Genomic DNA, 16190 nt, shown 5'->3' on the forward strand with positions numbered 1-16190 from the left:
TCCCTAGCTGACTAGAGAACTGGGCCGCTCCCGAGCGGCCCTTTTCTCATGCGTCGTTGTTGCGACGGCGCGAGCGGGGGCGTAGCGGGAACGCGATATGACTCAATCCCTTGCCGTCGCGCTCGTCTCGGGCGGGCTCGATTCGATGGTGTCCGCGGCGCGTGCGCGCGAGGACGGCCACCGGCTGCTCGCGCTCTCGATCGACTATAACCAGCGCCATCAGGTCGAGCTCGCCGCGGCGCGGCGTATCGCGGCGATGCTGGACGCCGAGCGACACGTCGTGCTGCCGCTCGACCTCTCAGCGTTCGGCGGTTCCGCGCTCACCGCCGACATCGACGTGCCGAAGGGCGGGGTGGGGGACGACATTCCCGTCACCTATGTGCCGGCGCGCAACACCATCTTCCTCAGCCTCGCGCTGGGCTGGGCCGAGGCGACCGGCGCGCGTGACATCTACATCGGCGTCAACGCGCTCGACTATTCGGGCTATCCCGATTGCCGGCCGGAATTCATCGCCGAATATGAAAAGCTCGCCGAAGTGGCGACTAAGGCGGGGGTGGAGGGCCAGCCCTTCCGCATCCGCGCGCCGCTCCAGCACATGACCAAGGCCGACATCGTGCGCGAAGCGGCGCGTCTGGGGCTCGACGCCGGCCTCAGCTGGTCGTGCTACGATCCAGCGCCCGGCGGCGTGCATTGCGGGCTGTGCGACAGCTGCCGGCTGCGCGCCAAGGGGTTCGAGGAAGCCGGGCTTCCCGATCCGACCGTCTACGCCGCCAAGCCATGAGCTACGCCGTCAAGGAGCTGTTCCTGACGCTCCAGGGCGAGGGCGTGAACGCGGGGCGCCGGGCGGTGTTCGTGCGCTTCGCCGGCTGCAACCTCTGGTCGGGACGCGAGCAGGACCGGGCGAGCGCGATCTGCCAGTTCTGCGACACCGATTTCGTCGGCACCGACGGCGCCGGCGGCGGTCGCTTCGCCGATGCGGCGGCGCTGGCCGAGGCGGTGGCGCAGGCGTGGGGACCGGCACGCGAGCGGCGTTTCGCGGTGCTGACCGGCGGCGAGCCGATGCTCCAGGTCGACGATGCGCTCGTCGAGGCGCTCCATGCTGAGGGCTTCGAGATCGCGATCGAGAGCAACGGCACGCTGCCGGCGCATCCGGGGCTCGATTGGGTGTGCATCAGCCCCAAGGCGGGCAGCGAGGTCGTCCAGCGGTCCGGCGACGAATTGAAGCTGGTATGGCCGCAGCCTGGGACCGACGTCGACGCGCTGGAGCAGTGGGACTTCGCCCATTTCCTTGTCCAGCCGATGGACAGCGCCGACGCCGAGGCCAATCGCGAAGCCGCGGTCGCCTTCGCGATGGAGCGGCCGAAGTGGCGGCTGTCGCTCCAGACGCACAAGCTGCTGGGATTGCGTTAGGGCGCGGCTGGGCCGCCTAAGCTCTCATCGTCATCCCGGCGGAAGCCGGGATCTCGTGCCTCAGGCGGCGCGCTTGCCGCCGGAGATCCCGGCTTTCGCCGGGATGACGGCCCGTTGTCCTAAACCCCGCCCCAGCGCTGCGGCCCGCATTTGCGCGACTGCCACGTGTCCTTCTTCCAGCATCTGGCTTCCATCGACGGCAGCGTGATCGGGCGCGGGTTGATGCCCCAGGGGAATTGCTGATCGCGGCTCAGCTTCAGCGAGTTGCGCATCTCGCGCATCCGCTCGCTCGCCAGCGTGCCGAAGCTGCCGCGCGGCGTGAACAGCGCGGCATGGCCGATCTCGGCCGCCGTCTGGCAGAAGGTGAGCTGCGCGCCCACCGTCGAGAAGCTCGAATAGACGCGGGTGCCATAGCTGTCCAAGGCGGTCTGACCGGCCTTCTTGGTCTTGGCGGTGCGCACGAAATATTTGGTGAGCGTGTCGTAGGATGTCTTGAGCTCGGTCTCGTGGTCGTCGAGCAGGTTGTTGTAGTTGCTCACCGTCAGCAGATAGGGCGCGAACTGGCACTGGAGCGCGGCGACATTGAGCGCCGCGCGCAGGTTCCACACTAGTGCTGCGCGCAGCTCGGCGGGCGTCGCGCCGGGCAGGTCCTGGGCGATCATGCCCGGCTCCGCCCCCGTCACCGGTGCGCCGCGCAGGTCCGGCGACTGGAAGAAGAACTGGGCCGACGCCGGCTGCGCCATAAGGGCCGGCGCGATCATCGCGACGGCGACAGCCAGGGAACGCAACACTCTCATCAGACCCCTCTCACACACTCCGGGCCTTGGATTACGGAAATTGGCGCGCGTTCCCAAGAGGTTTTTCGCGTTGTGCGCGCGTTTCAGCAAGCTGAAACGGTTGCGGCACCGCCCTCCACCCGCATTCCAACGATGCTTCGCATCGCCGGAACCTTGGCGGGTTTCGCCCGCTCCCCCACCCGGCCACCCATAAGATACTGCCGTTGGGTGGCCGGGTGGGGGAGCGGGCCGGTGCCGCTCAGCGCAGCTGAACCATCAAGCTCCGCCAAAACGAAGGGGCCGCCCGGTCGCCCGGACGGCCCCTCGAACTCAGCAACCAGTGCGCGAGATTACATCGCGTTGGTGGTGGTCGTCTCGTTGGTGACCGTCGTCTCGTTGGTGACGGTGGTGTCGTTCGCGAGCAGGGCGTCGTTGCCCATCGCGCCGTCGACCGCGGTCATGTTGTCGGTCACGGTGCCGTCCATGGTCGCGTCGGTCGCATTGACGTCGGTCACGACGGTGTTGGTGGTCTCGGTGCTGTTGCCGCCGCACGCCGAAACGAGCAGCGCGGCGCCGGCGATCATCGAGCCGGTAACGACCTTGGAAAGAATTGCACGCATCTGGAAGCTCCCTAGAATAAGGCGATCCGGGTGGGCTGGATGGCCTTTAATACCCAAATCGCGGTAGACATTAAACGGTTCGCGCGGCGCCCTCAAGACGCTTTGTTCCGCTTCCGTCAAGTTCGCCGAGAAACGTCGGAAAGCCCAACGCCAGGGCGGCATCGAAGGTTTCCAGAGAGGAATCGATTCCCAGCGTCGCGGCGCTAGTGACGCCCAGATCGGCGATTCCGCACGGTACGATGCCCTGAAAATGGGACAGGTCGGGCGCGATGTTCACGGAAAAGCCATGAAGTGTTACCCATTTCTTCACGCGCACACCGATCGCGCCGATCTTCGCCTCGGCGCCGCCGTCCTTCGTCCAGATGCCGACCTTGCCCGGAATGCGGTAGCCGGTGATGCCGATCCGGCCGAGCGCGTCGATCACCCAGCCTTCCAGTGCATGAACGAAGCAGCGCACGTCGCGGCCGCGGCGGGCAAGGTCGAGCACCAGATAGCCGACGCGCTGGCCGGGGCCATGATAGGTATAGCGGCCGCCGCGCCCGGTCTTGTGGACGGGGAAGCGCGGATCGACCAGCTCGGCCGGATCGGCGCTGGTGCCTTCGGTATAGAGCGGCGGATGCTCGAGCAGCCAGACGAGCTCGGGCGCGCGGCCCTCCTGCACGGCGGCGGCGCGCGCCTCCATCTCGGCGACCGCGGCCTCGTAATCGACCGGCGCCGCCGCCACGCGCCACTCCACGCCTTCGCGAAAATCGGACATGACCGCCAGATGTGCGCGGTCGCGGCGATTGGCAAGGATGAGAAGCTTCGGCTAAGAGCCTGCTTGGAAATGCGGCACCGGCCCGCTCCCCCACCCGGCCACCCATAAGAAACTGCCGTTGGGTGGCCGTCGGGGCCCCCGCAGAATACTACTTTGCGGGGACCCGGGTTGGGGAACGGGCCGGTGCGGCCGAAATGCGCCCTCAGGCGCATTTCCAAACAGGCTCCAAGCCTGTCCAAGGGGAGTTGGCGCCGCATGGTGAAGATGGGCACGGTCTGGGACCGCACGATCGAGTTCCTGAGCGACCATGTCGCGATCGTCGTTCCGATCGCGCTGCTCGCGATCTTTGTCCCGGCCTCGATCACGGGGAGCCTGTCGCCGTTGTGGGGGACCGCCGGGTCCGGACTGAAGGCGCTGCTCGCGTTGCTGTCGCTAGCCTTCGCGATCCTCGGTGTGTGGGGCCAGCTCGCCATCTCGGCGCTGGCGATCGATCCGGCGGTCGGCGGGGGTGCCGGCCGAGTGGCGACCGCGCGGCTGTTGCCGGCGCTCGGCGTCTATCTCGTGCTGGCGATTGTGTTGGGACTGCTGGTGCTGCCGATCGGGTTCATCCTCGCGGCGGGCGGCACGGACATCACGCAGTTTCGCATGGGCGCCAATCCGGCGAGCCTGCCCGCGGGCGTCGCCGGAACGGCGGCGCTCTACGGTACCGTGCTGCTGATCGCGCTGTTGTTTATCGGCGCGCGGCTGGTGCTGACCACGCCGGTGGTCGTCGCCGAGCGGCGTGGCCTCGGCGCGATTGCGCGCGCCTTCGCCTTGAGTCGCGGCCTCACCTGGAAGCTGGTCGGCGTGATCCTGCTCTACGTGGTCGTCGCCAACGTCGCCTTGCTCGCCGCGCAGAGCGTGTTCGGGTCGATCCTCGGCCTCCTGAGCCGCGGCGAGGGGCCGGTGACGATGGCGAGCGTGATCACTGCAATCGCGGTCGCCGCGGTGCAGGCGGCCTTCACCGTGCTCGCGACGGCCTTTGTCGCCAAGCTCTATGTCGAGATCATGCACGACCGCAACGGCGCGGCGGCCGTGCCGCTGGATCGCGAACCCGCGTGAAACTCGATCTCGCCGCGCTGCTGCGCGAAGCCTGGACGCTGTGGCGGCGCGATCGCGCGCTGCTGATCCCCGTTGTCGGGGTCACCATGTTCCTGCCGCGCCTCGCGTTCCAACTCCTTGTTCCGGTGTGGCAGATCCCGGAAGGAGTGACGGGTGAGCAGGCCGTGCGGCAGTTGAGTCAGGCCCTGGCTGACTGGACTGGGCGCTATGGCGGATGGTTCGTGCTCACGACCGTCGTCGGGCTGTGGGGGGCGCTGACGATCATCGCGCTTTATCTCGATCGTGGCCGGCCGACGGTGATCGGCGCACTCGGCCGCGGGCTCGCGCTGCTGCCGCGCTACCTGCTTGCGATGATCCTTGTCGGATTGCCTACCGCCGGCCTGTTCGCCCTGGCGCTTGGCCTGCCGTTGCTGTTCGTGGTGATACTGGCGCCGATCTTCTACATCTATGCGCGCATGTCGCTGACCGGCACCGTGCTGGTGGCGGAATCGCCGATCGGCGCGATCGCCTCCATTGGGCGAAGCTGGCGGCTGACCCTTGGGAATGGCTGGCCGTTGGCGTGGGTGCTGGCGGGAATCATGCTGGCGTCGATGGTGTTCGGCAGCGTGCTGGTTACGCTCGGGCACCTTGGGGAAAGCAATCCGGTCGCGGTCGGCATCACCGTCGCCGCCGCCGTGGCGGTCGAGAGCGCGGCGACCGTTGCGACCGTGCTGGTCGCGATTGCCGCCTATCGCCGGCTGACGAGCAAGGGGACGTGAGGCGCGGCGTCGATTGAGAGCAGGCCGGTGAGCCGCGGGTCGGGGAAGGTCTCGATCGTGCGATGGATCGGCGTGAAGCCCGAGGCGCGGTAGAAGCCGAGCGCGCGAGGGTGGTCAAGCGTGCAGGTGTGCACCCACACCCGTTCGACCCCCGATCGCCATGCGCGCTGCAGCGCATGCGCCATCAGCCAGCGGCCGTGGCTCTTGCCGGCAAGCTCCGGCACCAGCCCGAAATAGGCGAGTTCGCACTCGCCGGCGCGGCGATAGTCGAGTTCGAGCATCCCGAGCTCGATTCCCGTACGGTCGGTGACGGCGAACACCGCCACCTCCGGATCGTGGATGATCGCAGTTAGCCGCGCCTCGTCCATCGCCAGCCGCGAGAACCACAGCCACGGTTCGCCGACGCGGCGGAACAGCGCGCGGTACTTGTCGGGTGCGGGGCTCGGCCATTCGGCCAGGCGCAGTGCCGAATCGGGCAGCGGGCGGAGCGGCGGGCGTGTCCGCATCTCCAGCGTGGTGACGATCGTCGCCACCTCGCCGTCGGGGACGGGGATCAGTCCCATGCGGCCAGCGGCGGCAGGCTCATCAGGATCGCATCGATGTTGCCGCCGGTCTTGAGCCCGAACAATGTGCCGCGGTCGTAGACCAGATTGAACTCGGCATAGCGTCCCCGCCAGACGAGCTGCGCCGCCTTCTCCGCCTCCGTGAAGGGTATGTGCATCCGCCGCCGCACGATCGTCGGGAAGATGTCGAGGAAGCCACGGCCGACGTCCTGCGTGAAAGCGAAATTGGCATCGAAATCGCCTTCCAGATGATCGTAGAAGATGCCGCCGACGCCGCGGTGCATCTTGCGGTGCGGGATGTAGAAATAATCGTCCGCCCATTTCTTGAAGCGCGGATAATGCCCCGGATCGTGCGCGTCGCACGCCGTCTTCAGCCGCGCGTGGAAGTCGGCGGTATCCTCTTCATAGGGGATCGGCGGGTTGAGGTCGGCACCGCCGCCGAACCAGCGCTTAGTGGTGACGAGGAAGCGCGTGTTCATGTGCACGGCGGGAACGTGCGGATTGGCCATGTGCGCGACCAGGCTGATGCCGGTGGCGAAGAAGCGCGGGTCCTCGCCGGCGCCGTGGATGGTCTTGGCGAAATCGCCCTCGAAGGTGCCGCCGACGGTCGAGACGTTGACCCCGACCTTCTCGAACACACGGCCTTTCATCACGCCGCGCACCCCGCCGCCGCCCGGTTCGCCCGAAGGATCGGTGCGGTCCCAGGGGGTATAGGAGAAGGCGGCGTCGGAACCCGCCTCCTTCTCGATCGCCTCGAACTCGGCGCAAATCCGGTCGCGCAGCGATTCGAACCAGGCACGGGCGGCGGATTGTTGTTCGTCCAGGGGAAGCATGAGGTGCCCCTAACAGGTCCTCCCCGGCACGGGGAGGGGGACCGCGACGCGAAGCGGCGTGGTGGAGGGGGCAGGCCCCAAGCGATTCACTGGAGGAGGGCCCCCTCCACCACCGCCTTCGGCGGTGGTCCCCCTCCCCGCAAGCGGGGAGGAGCTTAGGACGGCCATCCCCTCGTCTGCCGCAGTGCTTCGCCGAGCACGATTCCCGCCGACACCGCGACATTGAGCGAGCGCACGCCCGCCACCATCGGGATAGTGACGCGCAGATCGGCCCGCGCGTGCACGGCCTCCGGCACGCCCGCGCCCTCGCTGCCGAACAGCAGCACATCGCCGGCCTCGAACCGCGCCACATCGAGCCGTACTGCACCTTTGGTGGTCGCCAGTACGATCCGCCCGCCGACTCCCGCTTCGAACGTCGCCCAGTCAGGGTGCCGTTTCACCTCCACCCGCGCCGCATAATCCATGCTTGACCGCGCCAGCGCCCGGTCGCCCCACGGAAACCCCATCGGCTCGATCAGATCGACGCCGACGCCCAGGCACGCTGCGGTGCGCAGGATGGTGCCGACATTGCCGGCGATATCGGGTTCATAGAGGGCGATCCGCATGGGCGTAGCGCCTAGCGCGCGCAAATAGCTGTTGGCAAAGCGCAAGGGGCTTGTTTATCAGGCCCGCAGCCACCGGGGGCACCGGGGGGCTCGGCGGGGCGTATCCCACGTCGTATCCGATCCCGGCGCATTCCCCGCGCCAAGATTTACGAGTGCAAGGGCTAGTGCATGGCAACGCTTGAAGACGCTGTTCCTCCCGGCGAATCCGCAGCGCCCTATCATGAAGAGGTCGAGAATCCCCGCCGCCGCGACTATCTCCAGATCGCCGCGGTGGCCTGGGCGGGCGTCGGCGTCGGCGTGGTCGCGCTGCCGCTGATCAACCAGATGAATCCGTCCGCCGACGTGCTAGCGCAGTCGACCACGGAGGTCGACATCTCGCAGATCCAGCCCGGCCAGGCGATCAAGACCCAGTTCCGCAAGCAGCCGCTGTTCGTGCGCAACCTGACGCCGAAGGAGATCGCCGAGGCGGACGCGGTGCCGCTTTCGTCGCTGCGCGATCCGCAGACGCTGGACGAGCGCACCAAGCCGAACCACAAGAACTGGCTGATCACGCTGGGCGTGTGCACCCACCTCGGCTGCGTGCCGCTGGGCGCGGGCGAGGGCGAGAACAAGGGGCCGTTCGGCGGCTATTTCTGCCCGTGCCACGGTTCGGCCTACGATACCGCCGGCCGCATCCGCCAGGGACCGGCGCCGCAGAACCTGCACGTTCCCGACTATACTTTCACGTCCGACACCGTCGTTACGGTCGGCTAAGGGGGCAAGGACGAGATGAGCTTTCCCTGGGCCAAGCATTATGAGCCGAAGCACCCGCTGATGAAGTGGGTGGACGACCGGCTCCCGCTGCCGCGCTTCGTCTACAATGCGGTCGGCGCCGGCTATCCGGTGCCGCGCAACCTCAACTATTTCTGGAACTTCGGCGTGCTCGCCGGTGCCGCACTGGTGATCCAGATCGTCACCGGCGTCGTGCTGGCGATGCACTATGCCGCGAACGGCGGCGTCGCGTTCGACTCGGTCGAGCACATCATGCGCGACGTCAACGCCGGCTGGTTCATCCGCTACGCGCACGCCAACGGCGCCAGCATGTTCCTGGCGGTGGTCTACATCCACATCTTCCGCGGGCTCTACTACGGCTCGTACAAGGCGCCGCGCGAGATGGTGTGGCTGCTGGGCGTGGTCATCTTCCTCCTCATCATGGCGACCGCCTTCATGGGCTATGTCCTCCCCTGGGGGCAGATGAGCTTCTGGGGGGCGCAGGTGATCACCGGCTTCTTCTCGGCGATCCCCGTGGTCGGCGAGTGGGTGCGCGTGTGGCTGCTCGGCGGCTTCGCGCCGGACAATGCCGCGCTCAACCGCTTCTTCTCGCTCCATTACCTGCTGCCGTTCGTGATCGCCGGCGTGGTCATCCTCCACATCTGGGCGCTGCACATCCCCGGCTCGGGCAACCCGACCGGCGTCGAGGTGAAGGGCGAGCAGGACACGGTGCCGTTCCACCCGTACTACACCGCCAAGGACGGCTTCGGGCTCGGCGTGTTCCTGCTGGTGTTCGCGACGATGATCTTCTTCGCGCCGAACTACCTCGGGCATCCGGACAACTACATCCCGGCCAACCCGCTCTCGACCCCGGCGCACATCGTGCCCGAATGGTATTTCTGGCCGTTCTACGCGATCCTGCGCGCTTTCACCGCGGACTTCATCCTGCCGGCGAAGCTGTGGGGCGTGCTGGCGATGTTCGGCTCGATCGTCCTCTTGTTCTTCCTGCCGTGGCTCGACACCTCGCCGGTGCGCTCGGCCAACTACCGGCCGACCTACCGCCTCTTCTTCTGGGTGCTGGTGGCCGACGTGCTGGTGCTGGGCTATTGCGGCGGCGCGCCGGCGGAGCCCTTCTACATCATCCTGAGCCAGATCGCCGCGGCCTATTACTTCCTGCACTTCCTGCTGATCATCCCGATCATCTCGGCGATGGAGCGGCCGCGGCCGCTGCCGAACTCGATCACCGAGGCGGTGCTGGCAGGCAAGGGCGGCAATCGCTTGAGTGAATCTGCGGTGGACGGCGGCAGCGCCGTACCAGCCGAATAAGGGGCGTCTAAGCACATGGTTCGCATCATCGGCGGCATCATCGGGCTCGGCTTCGCGCTGGTCCTCGCCATCGCCCTGTTCGGCAGCGTCTACGGCGTCGTCGCCGAACCGGCGGCGCCCACGGCCGAGCACGAGTTCCACCTTCACCCGAAGGAGCTCCACCTCGCGTCGGACGGGCCGTTCGGCGGCTATTCGAAGAACACGCAGCAGCTCCAGCGCGGCTTCCAGGTCTACAAGGAAGTCTGCGCGGCGTGCCATTCGCTCCGCCTGGTCGCCTTCCGCGACCTGCAGGGCATCGGCTACAGCGAGGCGCAGGTGAAGGCGATCGCCAGCCAATGGGCGATCCAGCAGCCGTCGGTGAACCCGGAGACGGGCGAGGCCGCGACCCGGCCCAACACGCCGGCCGACAAGTTCCCGCTGGTCTTCGCCAACGACGTCGCCGCCCGCGCCGCCAACAACAATGCGATTCCGCCCGACCTGTCGCTGATGACCAAGGCGCGGCACGACGGCGCGGCCTATATCCATTCGCTGCTGACGGGCTATCAGGAGCAGCCGGCCGAGCTGCTCAAGAAGTTCCCCGACGCGAAGACGCCGAACGGGCTGCACTACAACCCGTACTTCGCCAACCTCAACCTGGCGATGCCGCCGCCCCTCACCACCGACGGGCAGGTGACCTATCAGGACGGCACCAAGGCGACCGTCGACCAGATGGCGCAGGACGTCGCGGCCTTCCTGGTGTGGACCGCCGAGCCCAAGCTCGAGGCGCGCCACAGCGCGGGCTGGGCGGCGGTGATCTTCATCGCGATCTTCTGCTTCCTGGCCTATGGCGCGTACCTCAGCGTCTGGCGCGGGGTGAAGCACTGAGAGTGTAAGCTGACCTCTCCCCGTTCGCCCTGAGCTTGTCGAAGGGCTGTCCTTTTCTTCAAGAAAGACAGGGCTTCGACTGGCTCAGCCCGAACGGGAGTATGCGGTGAGCAACAACGACGACCTCAAGGCGCTGATCCGCACGATCCCGGACTTTCCCAAGCCCGGGGTTCAGTTCCGGGACATCACCACGCTGCTGCTCGATGCGCAGGGCCTGGCGCTCGCCATCGATCGACTGGCGGCGGCAGTGAAGGGGCCGGTCGACCTCGTCGCCGGCATCGAGGCGCGCGGCTTCCTGTTCGCGGCGCCGCTCGCGATCCGGTTCGGCGCCGGCGCACTCCTGATCCGCAAGGACGGCAAGCTCCCCGGCGCGACCATCGCCGAGGACTATGCGCTCGAATACGGCACTGACCGCATCACCATCCATGCCGACGCGCTGGCGCCCGGCGCGCGCGTACTGCTGGTCGACGACCTGATCGCCACCGGCGGCACCGCCCGCGCCGCCGTCCGCCTGATCCGCAAGACCGGCGCCGAGATCGGCCAGGCGGCGTTCGTGATCGACCTGCCGGAGCTGGGCGGCGCCGATGCGCTCCGTTCGGACGGCATCGAAGTGACGGCGCTGATGGCCTTCGAGGGGCACTGACGGAACAACGCGCTCGCCTGCGCGGTTACGCTGGCATTAATCTTGCGTAGCAGAATATGGTCCCGCGTATCTGGGAGTCTCGAGCAATGATCCGCACGCTTCGCAATCTCGGGCTGATCGCCGCCGCCGGCATCGGCCTCGCCGCCTGCACCGATGGTTACGGCTATTCGGGCGTCTCCGTCGGCTATGGTTCCGGCGGCTATTACGACGATTATTGGGACGGCGGCTACTACGGCTACGGCGGTTCGCCCTACTGGGGCTGGTACGGCGACTATTATTATCCGGGCACCGGCTACTACGTCTACGACCGCTACCGCCGTCCGCATCGCTGGACCGATCGCCAGCGCTATTATTGGGAGCGCCGCCGCAACGAATGGCGCGGCAATCGCGGCGACCAGCCCAACTGGGACCGGTGGGATCGCGGTGGGCGCCGCGGCGACAACGACGGCCGCTGGGGTGGCCGGCGCGACATCACCCCCGAGCAACGCCAGCAATGGCAGCAGCGCCGGGAACAGTGGCGCAACGCCACGCCCGAGCAGCGCCAGCAGTGGCAACAGGGCCGGGAGCAGCGGTGGCGCGATGCCACGCCGGAGCAGCGTCAGCAGTGGCAGCAACGCCGGGAACAGTGGCGGGGCGCCACGCCCGAGCAGCGCCAGCAATGGCAGCAGCGTCGCGAGCAATGGCGCGGCAGCCAGGGCCAGACGCAGCCGCGCGCGACCATGCCGAACCGGCCGAGTCCGAGCATCGGTGGCGAGGGTCGTCGCGGCGGTTGGTCGGGGCGTGGTCGCGATCGCCGGTAGCGATCAGCCGGCGCTCTCCACCGGGCGCCGCCGCCATAGCCCGATCGCGATGAAGCTCATCACGGGCTCGTCGTTCTGGTTGAACACCGTCAGCCTGGATCGCGCGCTGCCCATGTCGGGCCGGCTGTTCGAGGCGCGCGTCTCGACGATCTCCGCCTCGCAGCGGAGCACGTCGCCGGGATAGACCGGCCTCAGCCAGCGCAGCTCGTCGATCCCCGCCGCACCGAGGCTCGCCGATTCCGCCGCATCCGCCTGCATATGCGCGACGTTCATCGCCATGGTCATCGCACAGGTATGCCAGCCGCTCGCGGCGAGCCGCCCGAAATGCGTCTTCGCTGCTGCCTCATCGGAGAGGTGGAAGGGCTGCGGATCATATTTGCGTGCGAAGTCGAGCACCTCCTCGCGCGTCACCTCATAGCGGCCGAACGATGCCCGGTCGCCGACCTTGATGTCTTCCCAGTAGCGCATGGAATCAGTTTCGCTCCGAAACCGATCCCGCGCAAGCCCTCTGCGACGATCAGCGCCGGTTCGAGGCCAGTACCTCGCGAAACACCGAGTCGCTGCCATCCACATCCTTTGCCGGCGCCAGCCCGAGCAGGTCGTGGAGCAGCGCATAGACGTCGACGTTATCGAACGGCGCGAGCTGCTTGCCGCTCGCGAAGGCCGGGCCATTGGCAAGGAACAGCGCCGCCATCTCGGGCGCGGCGTTGTCATAGCCGTGGGCACCGCCGGTCGAGCCGGCGGGCGGCGCCTTCTCCAGCACCTGCCAGCCCGTCTCGGCAAGACAGAGATAGGGTGGCACGCGCGGGTTGGCGCCATAATGGAAGCGCGCCGGGATCTCGGCCTTGCGCCAGCATTGCATATGTTCGTGCGGCTTGAGCAGCTTCGCCTCGAGGCTCGCCTCATGTCCCGGCACCGCGGCGAGGCTGGCATAGGGACCGGCCTCGACCACACGATAGTCACCCGCGGTCAGCAGGCGATCGAGCGCGATCGTCCGCTCGCTGCTCGTCGCCGCCATGCCGTGATCGGCGACGATGACGAGGTTGGCCGGCTGGCCGAGCGCCGCCAGCCCGTCGACCAGTGCGCCGATCTCCCGGTCGACGTCGGCGATCGCCGCGTTGGTCCGCGCATCGTCGGGGCCATAGACGTGGCCGGCGGTGTCCACTTCCTCGAAATACATGGTCGCGAACCGCGGCCGGATCGCCGCCGGTCGGCGCATCCAGTCGAGGATGGTGTTGACGCGCTGCCCGGGCGCGATCGCTTCATTATACTGCTGCCAGTCCGAAGGCCGCGTGCCGCCGGTCACCGTATAGGGCCATTTCGCTGCCTTGGTCCCGCCGACCGGCACGTTCGATCCGGGCCAGAACATCGTCGCGGTGCGCACGCCCGCCTTCTCGGCATCGACCCAGATCGGCGTCGCCTCGTTCCACCAGAAGGGATCGTCGCTCGCCATGGTGAAGACCTCGCCCGGCCGGCCCGCATCCTCCATCTTGTTGGCGACGATGCCGTTGCGGTCGGGCCTCAGCCCGGTGACCAGCGCATAATGATTGGGGAAGGTCTTGGACGGGAAGGACGGCCGCATCGCCGCCCGCACCCCGTTCGCCGCCAGCTTCGAGAGATTCGGCGTGATGCCGCGATCGAGATAGTCGGCGCGGAAGCCGTCGATCGAGACGAGGATGGTGACCGGCGCGCGCGCCTCGGCGACGGCGGCGGAGGGCGCGACCGGCGCGCTCGCGGGCGCGGTGACGCAGGCTTGCAGGCAGGCGGCGAGCGCCACGGCGGCGAGACGGGAGATCCAGCGCATACGCGCGCCCTTGCCAGCGCTTCGCGGCGATCCTGTGACATTCATGATGGCGGCGGAACGGGTCTCAGCGGACGGGATCGCCGACCAGCATCGCCGGCTGCTTGGGACAGCGGCGCTCGGCGGAGAGCATCGGCGGCAGGGTCGGACATTTCTGCTCCGCGGTCGGCTGCTGCTCGACGCGCGCGGTCGTCGCGGCCGCCGCGGGAGCGGTCCAGACGATCGAGAGCAGAAGGAGGCCGCGAACAGTCATGGTCGGATAATACACCGTCGCGTGCAGAAGGGGAAGCGTCATCCGCCCATGGGGTCGTCAGCACACTGCCTTCGAGTTGATCCGGTTCAGACGTTGAAGCGGAACAGCATCACGTCGCCGTCCTGGACGACATACTCCTTGCCCTCGGCGCGAAGCTTGCCCGCGTCGCGCGCGCCGGCTTCGCCCTTGTAGGTGACATAGTCGTCATAGGCGATCGTCTCGGCGCGGATGAAGCCGCGTTCGAAGTCCGTGTGGATCTCGCCGGCTGCCTGCGGGGCCTTGGCGCCCTTGTGCACGGTCCAGGCGCGCGCCTCCTTGGGGCCGACGGTGAAAAAGGTGATGAGGTGCAGGAGCTCGTAGCCCGCGCGGATCACGCGGGCGAGGCCGGTCTCGGTGAGCCCCAGTTCGGTCAGGAACTCGCCGCGCTCCTCTGGCGCCATCGTCGCGATCTCCGCCTCGATCGCGGCGGAGACGATCACCGCCTCGGCGCCCTCGGCCTTGGCCTTCTCGAACACGCGCGCAGAATAGGCGTTACCGTTGGCGGCATCTTCCTCGTTGACGTTGCAGACATAGAGCACCGGCTTGGCGGTGAGCAGCTGCGCCTGCTGGAGGACCTTGGCTTCCTCGACGTCCTTCGGCTGGGTCAGCCGCGCCGGCTTGCCGTCCCGCAGCAGCTCGAGCGCTTGCCCCAGCACGCTCGCGGCGATCTTCGCCTCCTTGTCGCCCTGCTGGCCCTTCTTGACGAAGGCGGGCACGCGCTTCTCGAGGCTCTCGAGGTCGGCGAGCATCAGCTCGGTCTCGACCGTCTCGGCATCGGCGATCGGGTCGACCTTGTTGTCGACGTGCTGGATGTCGTCGTTCTCGAAGCAGCGCAGGACATGGACGATCGCGTCCACCTCGCGGATGTTGCCGAGGAACTGGTTGCCGAGCCCCTCGCCCTTGCTCGCCCCGCGCACCAGCCCGGCGATGTCGACGAAGCCGAGTTGCGTCTCGATGATCTTGGCCGAACCGGCGATCTCGGCCAGCTTATGGAGCCGCGGATCGGGCACCGCGACGTTCCCGACGTTGGGCTCGATCGTGCAGAAGGGATAGTTCGCCGCCTGCGCCGCGGCGGTTTCGGTGAGAGCGTTGAAGAGCGTCGACTTGCCGACGTTCGGCAGGCCGACGATGCCGCAGCGGAAACCCATGGATGCGCTTTCGTCTGATCTGGGAAAGCGCGCCAGATAGGGCGAATGCGCGGCGCGCGCTAGCCGCGGCGTCGGATCAGGCCGATCGCTTCGGTGACGGCCGCGCGGGCGAAGGCGAGCAGGCTGCCGATATAGGCGATCCCGCCAATCGCGATTAGGGTGGTGAGGTGTGGAAGCGGCGCCAGCGGTGGCAGCGCCCGGTCGACGAGCGTTACCGCGACCGCCATCATCAGTGCGGCGAGCACCGGCGGAGTGATCGCGCGAACGAGCGCAGATAGGGTGACTCCGATCACCGGCAGCGTCCGCCAGGCGCTGATCGCGAGATAGAAGGGATAGGCCGCGATCCACGCGACCGCGATTCCCGTCACGCCCCATTGGATGCCGATCAGGAAAGCGACCGGCAGCACGACCGCGCCCGTCGCGCTGTTGCGCGCGCTGATCGCCGGCTTGCCGCAGGCGTCGCTCGCCGGCGCGAACAGCACCTGGAGCGTCATGAACGGCATCGCCAACGCGAGCAGCGCGACGATTCGTCCCGCCTCCAGCCACTTGGGCCCCAGCACGACATGCACCAGCGGATCGGCGACCGCGGCCAGCCCCATATAGAAGGGCATCGCCACCACCATCACCAGCCGCGCGCCGGTGAGGAACGCCCGCGCGACCGATTCGCGGTCGTGCTGGATGCGCGCATAGGCGGAGAAGGCGACCTCGTTCAGCGCCGGCACGAACTTCGACACGAAGATCTGGGTCAGGAACAGGCTGGTCGTATAGATGCCGAGCCAGTGCGCATCGAGGTGACGGCCGGCGATGAACACGTCGGCCTGGCTCTGCACGAACCAGAACAATTGCCCCGCCGCCATCAGCCCGCCGTAGCGCGCCATGCTGCCGGCGCCGCGGAAGTCGAAGCTCGGCCACATCCATGCACGGGCGGCGGTCATCATCCCGATCGCGCGCGTCGTGAACAGCGCAAGCGGCGCGACGACCAGCGTCCACACCCCCAGCCCCGCGAGCGCGCCCGCGAGCGCGGCGATCGCGCCCGCCACCGCCGCGACGATGTTCACGGTCGCCTGCTTGCGGAAGTCCATTTCGCGCGCGAGCAGGGCGAAGGGGAGGGCGATGAACGGCGTCGTCACATAAAGCAGCGCC

General features: G+C 67.8%; 20 protein-coding genes (1 of these 20 cut by a window edge). 9 read left to right on the forward strand and 11 right to left on the reverse strand.

Going from position 1 to position 16190, the window contains the following annotated elements; genetic code table 11:
• The first annotated feature begins 97 nt into the window (after window positions 1-97).
• Both queC and queE read left to right on the forward strand, forming a co-directional pair.
• Complete coding sequence (gene queC / locus LZK98_RS04385) at window positions 98-781, forward strand: 7-cyano-7-deazaguanine synthase QueC (protein ID WP_233785193.1); 684 nt, start codon at window positions 98-100, stop codon at window positions 779-781.
• Complete coding sequence (gene queE / locus LZK98_RS04390; RefSeq protein ID WP_233785194.1) at window positions 778-1410, forward strand: 7-carboxy-7-deazaguanine synthase; 633 nt, start codon at window positions 778-780, stop codon at window positions 1408-1410. Before queC ends, queE begins: the two co-directional genes overlap by 4 nt.
• Before the next feature lie 119 nt (window positions 1411-1529).
• On the opposite strand, the gene LZK98_RS04395 is transcribed toward queE, so the two are convergent.
• From LZK98_RS04395 to lipB, 3 genes are all read right to left on the reverse strand, one after another.
• Window positions 1530-2207 (reverse strand): hypothetical protein, encoded by a 678-nt coding sequence (locus LZK98_RS04395; RefSeq protein WP_233785195.1) that lies wholly within the window; start codon window positions 2205-2207, stop codon window positions 1530-1532.
• Between the two features lie 329 nt (window positions 2208-2536).
• Window positions 2537-2806, reverse strand: a complete 270-nt coding sequence (locus LZK98_RS04400) for a hypothetical protein (RefSeq protein WP_233785196.1) — start codon at window positions 2804-2806, stop codon at window positions 2537-2539.
• 70 nt (window positions 2807-2876) lie between these two features.
• Window positions 2877-3563: a lipoyl(octanoyl) transferase LipB gene (gene lipB, locus LZK98_RS04405; RefSeq protein WP_233785197.1), complete on the reverse strand. Its 687-nt coding sequence runs from the start codon at window positions 3561-3563 to the stop codon at window positions 2877-2879.
• A 255-nt stretch (window positions 3564-3818) separates the two neighbouring features.
• Here lipB and LZK98_RS04410 point away from each other — a divergent pair, with 255 nt between their 5' ends.
• Together LZK98_RS04410 and LZK98_RS04415 are read left to right on the forward strand one after the other, a co-directional pair.
• Complete coding sequence (locus LZK98_RS04410) at window positions 3819-4664, forward strand: hypothetical protein (protein ID WP_233785198.1); 846 nt, start codon at window positions 3819-3821, stop codon at window positions 4662-4664.
• A complete protein-coding gene (locus LZK98_RS04415) occupies window positions 4661-5422 on the forward strand; it encodes a hypothetical protein (RefSeq protein ID WP_233785199.1) in 762 nt (253 codons plus the stop codon). Before LZK98_RS04410 ends, LZK98_RS04415 begins: the two co-directional genes overlap by 4 nt.
• Here the strand turns inward: LZK98_RS04415 and LZK98_RS04420 are convergent.
• The 3 genes from LZK98_RS04420 to LZK98_RS04430 form a co-directional block, all read right to left on the reverse strand.
• Window positions 5392-5985 carry a GNAT family N-acetyltransferase gene (locus LZK98_RS04420; protein ID WP_233785200.1) on the reverse strand — a complete coding sequence of 198 codons (594 nt, stop codon included), beginning with the start codon at window positions 5983-5985 and terminating at the stop codon, window positions 5392-5394. The two genes, LZK98_RS04415 and LZK98_RS04420, sit on opposite strands and share 31 nt — an antisense overlap.
• Window positions 5976-6818 (reverse strand): oxygen-dependent coproporphyrinogen oxidase, encoded by an 843-nt coding sequence (gene hemF, locus LZK98_RS04425; protein WP_233785201.1) that lies wholly within the window; start codon window positions 6816-6818, stop codon window positions 5976-5978. Before hemF ends, LZK98_RS04420 begins: the two co-directional genes overlap by 10 nt.
• 155 nt (window positions 6819-6973) lie before the next feature.
• Entirely contained in the window at window positions 6974-7423 is a 450-nt protein-coding gene (locus LZK98_RS04430) for a tRNA (cytidine(34)-2'-O)-methyltransferase (RefSeq protein WP_233785202.1), read from the reverse strand.
• Window positions 7424-7591: 168 nt separating this feature from the next.
• Between LZK98_RS04430 and petA the strand changes: the two genes are divergently transcribed.
• The 5 genes from petA (at window position 7592) to LZK98_RS04455 (ending at window position 11806) form a co-directional block, all read left to right on the forward strand.
• On the forward strand, window positions 7592-8176 hold the full coding sequence (gene petA / locus LZK98_RS04435; protein ID WP_233785203.1) for a ubiquinol-cytochrome c reductase iron-sulfur subunit: 585 nt from the start codon (window positions 7592-7594) through the stop codon (window positions 8174-8176).
• Window positions 8177-8191: 15 nt separating this feature from the next.
• Window positions 8192-9499, forward strand: coding sequence for a cytochrome b (locus LZK98_RS04440; protein ID WP_233785204.1), 1308 nt, complete (start codon window positions 8192-8194; stop codon window positions 9497-9499).
• A 15-nt stretch (window positions 9500-9514) separates the two neighbouring features.
• Entirely contained in the window at window positions 9515-10363 is an 849-nt protein-coding gene (locus LZK98_RS04445; RefSeq protein WP_233785205.1) for a cytochrome c1, read from the forward strand.
• A gap of 106 nt (window positions 10364-10469) precedes the next feature.
• Complete coding sequence (locus LZK98_RS04450) at window positions 10470-11006, forward strand: adenine phosphoribosyltransferase (protein WP_233785206.1); 537 nt, start codon at window positions 10470-10472, stop codon at window positions 11004-11006.
• An 86-nt stretch (window positions 11007-11092) separates the two neighbouring features.
• Entirely contained in the window at window positions 11093-11806 is a 714-nt protein-coding gene (locus tag LZK98_RS04455; protein ID WP_233785207.1) for a DUF3106 domain-containing protein, read from the forward strand.
• Between the two features lie 3 nt (window positions 11807-11809).
• Here the strand turns inward: LZK98_RS04455 and LZK98_RS04460 are convergent, their stop codons facing one another.
• From LZK98_RS04460 to LZK98_RS04480, 5 genes are all read right to left on the reverse strand, one after another.
• Window positions 11810-12274 carry a MaoC family dehydratase gene (locus LZK98_RS04460; protein WP_233785208.1) on the reverse strand — a complete coding sequence of 155 codons (465 nt, stop codon included), beginning with the start codon at window positions 12272-12274 and terminating at the stop codon, window positions 11810-11812.
• 49 nt (window positions 12275-12323) lie between these two features.
• On the reverse strand, window positions 12324-13610 hold the full coding sequence (locus LZK98_RS04465; RefSeq protein ID WP_233785209.1) for an alkaline phosphatase family protein: 1287 nt from the start codon (window positions 13608-13610) through the stop codon (window positions 12324-12326).
• A 64-nt stretch (window positions 13611-13674) separates the two neighbouring features.
• On the reverse strand, window positions 13675-13860 hold the full coding sequence (locus tag LZK98_RS04470) for a hypothetical protein (protein ID WP_233785210.1): 186 nt from the start codon (window positions 13858-13860) through the stop codon (window positions 13675-13677).
• Window positions 13861-13946: 86 nt separating this feature from the next.
• The gene (gene ychF / locus LZK98_RS04475; protein WP_233785211.1) at window positions 13947-15047 is read right to left on the reverse strand and encodes a redox-regulated ATPase YchF; all 1101 of its coding nucleotides are present in this window, start codon (window positions 15045-15047) and stop codon (window positions 13947-13949) included.
• 59 nt (window positions 15048-15106) lie between these two features.
• A protein-coding gene (locus LZK98_RS04480; RefSeq protein WP_233785212.1) for a lipopolysaccharide biosynthesis protein crosses the window boundary here: on the reverse strand, window positions 15107-16190 show its 3' portion. The gene runs 392 nt beyond the window's last position; 1084 of the gene's 1476 nt are visible here — the last part of the coding sequence; its start codon lies beyond the right edge, outside the window; it ends in the stop codon at window positions 15107-15109.

Origin of the sequence: Sphingomonas cannabina (assembly GCF_021391395.1) — a bacterium.
GTDB classification, from domain to species: Bacteria; Pseudomonadota; Alphaproteobacteria; order Sphingomonadales; family Sphingomonadaceae; genus Sphingomonas; species Sphingomonas cannabina.

Bases quoted from the DNA above. Each gene is read 5' to 3' on its own strand.
- queC (WP_233785193.1), top strand. From the start codon at position 98: ATGACTCAATCCCTTGCCGTCGCGCTCGTCTCGGGCGGGCTCGATTCG.
- queE (WP_233785194.1), top strand. From the start codon at position 778: ATGAGCTACGCCGTCAAGGAGCTGTTCCTGACGCTCCAGGGCGAGGGC.
- LZK98_RS04395 (WP_233785195.1), bottom strand. From the start codon at position 2,207: ATGAGAGTGTTGCGTTCCCTGGCTGTCGCCGTCGCGATGATCGCGCCG.
- LZK98_RS04400 (WP_233785196.1), bottom strand. From the start codon at position 2,806: ATGCGTGCAATTCTTTCCAAGGTCGTTACCGGCTCGATGATCGCCGGC.
- lipB (WP_233785197.1), bottom strand. From the start codon at position 3,563: ATGTCCGATTTTCGCGAAGGCGTGGAGTGGCGCGTGGCGGCGGCGCCG.
- LZK98_RS04410 (WP_233785198.1), top strand. From the start codon at position 3,819: ATGGTGAAGATGGGCACGGTCTGGGACCGCACGATCGAGTTCCTGAGC.
- LZK98_RS04420 (WP_233785200.1), bottom strand. From the start codon at position 5,985: ATGGGACTGATCCCCGTCCCCGACGGCGAGGTGGCGACGATCGTCACC.
- hemF (WP_233785201.1), bottom strand. From the start codon at position 6,818: ATGCTTCCCCTGGACGAACAACAATCCGCCGCCCGTGCCTGGTTCGAA.
- LZK98_RS04430 (WP_233785202.1), bottom strand. From the start codon at position 7,423: ATGCGGATCGCCCTCTATGAACCCGATATCGCCGGCAATGTCGGCACC.
- petA (WP_233785203.1), top strand. From the start codon at position 7,592: ATGGCAACGCTTGAAGACGCTGTTCCTCCCGGCGAATCCGCAGCGCCC.
- LZK98_RS04440 (WP_233785204.1), top strand. From the start codon at position 8,192: ATGAGCTTTCCCTGGGCCAAGCATTATGAGCCGAAGCACCCGCTGATG.
- LZK98_RS04445 (WP_233785205.1), top strand. From the start codon at position 9,515: ATGGTTCGCATCATCGGCGGCATCATCGGGCTCGGCTTCGCGCTGGTC.
- LZK98_RS04455 (WP_233785207.1), top strand. From the start codon at position 11,093: ATGATCCGCACGCTTCGCAATCTCGGGCTGATCGCCGCCGCCGGCATC.
- LZK98_RS04460 (WP_233785208.1), bottom strand. From the start codon at position 12,274: ATGCGCTACTGGGAAGACATCAAGGTCGGCGACCGGGCATCGTTCGGC.
- LZK98_RS04465 (WP_233785209.1), bottom strand. From the start codon at position 13,610: ATGCGCTGGATCTCCCGTCTCGCCGCCGTGGCGCTCGCCGCCTGCCTG.
- LZK98_RS04470 (WP_233785210.1), bottom strand. From the start codon at position 13,860: ATGACTGTTCGCGGCCTCCTTCTGCTCTCGATCGTCTGGACCGCTCCC.
- ychF (WP_233785211.1), bottom strand. From the start codon at position 15,047: ATGGGTTTCCGCTGCGGCATCGTCGGCCTGCCGAACGTCGGCAAGTCG.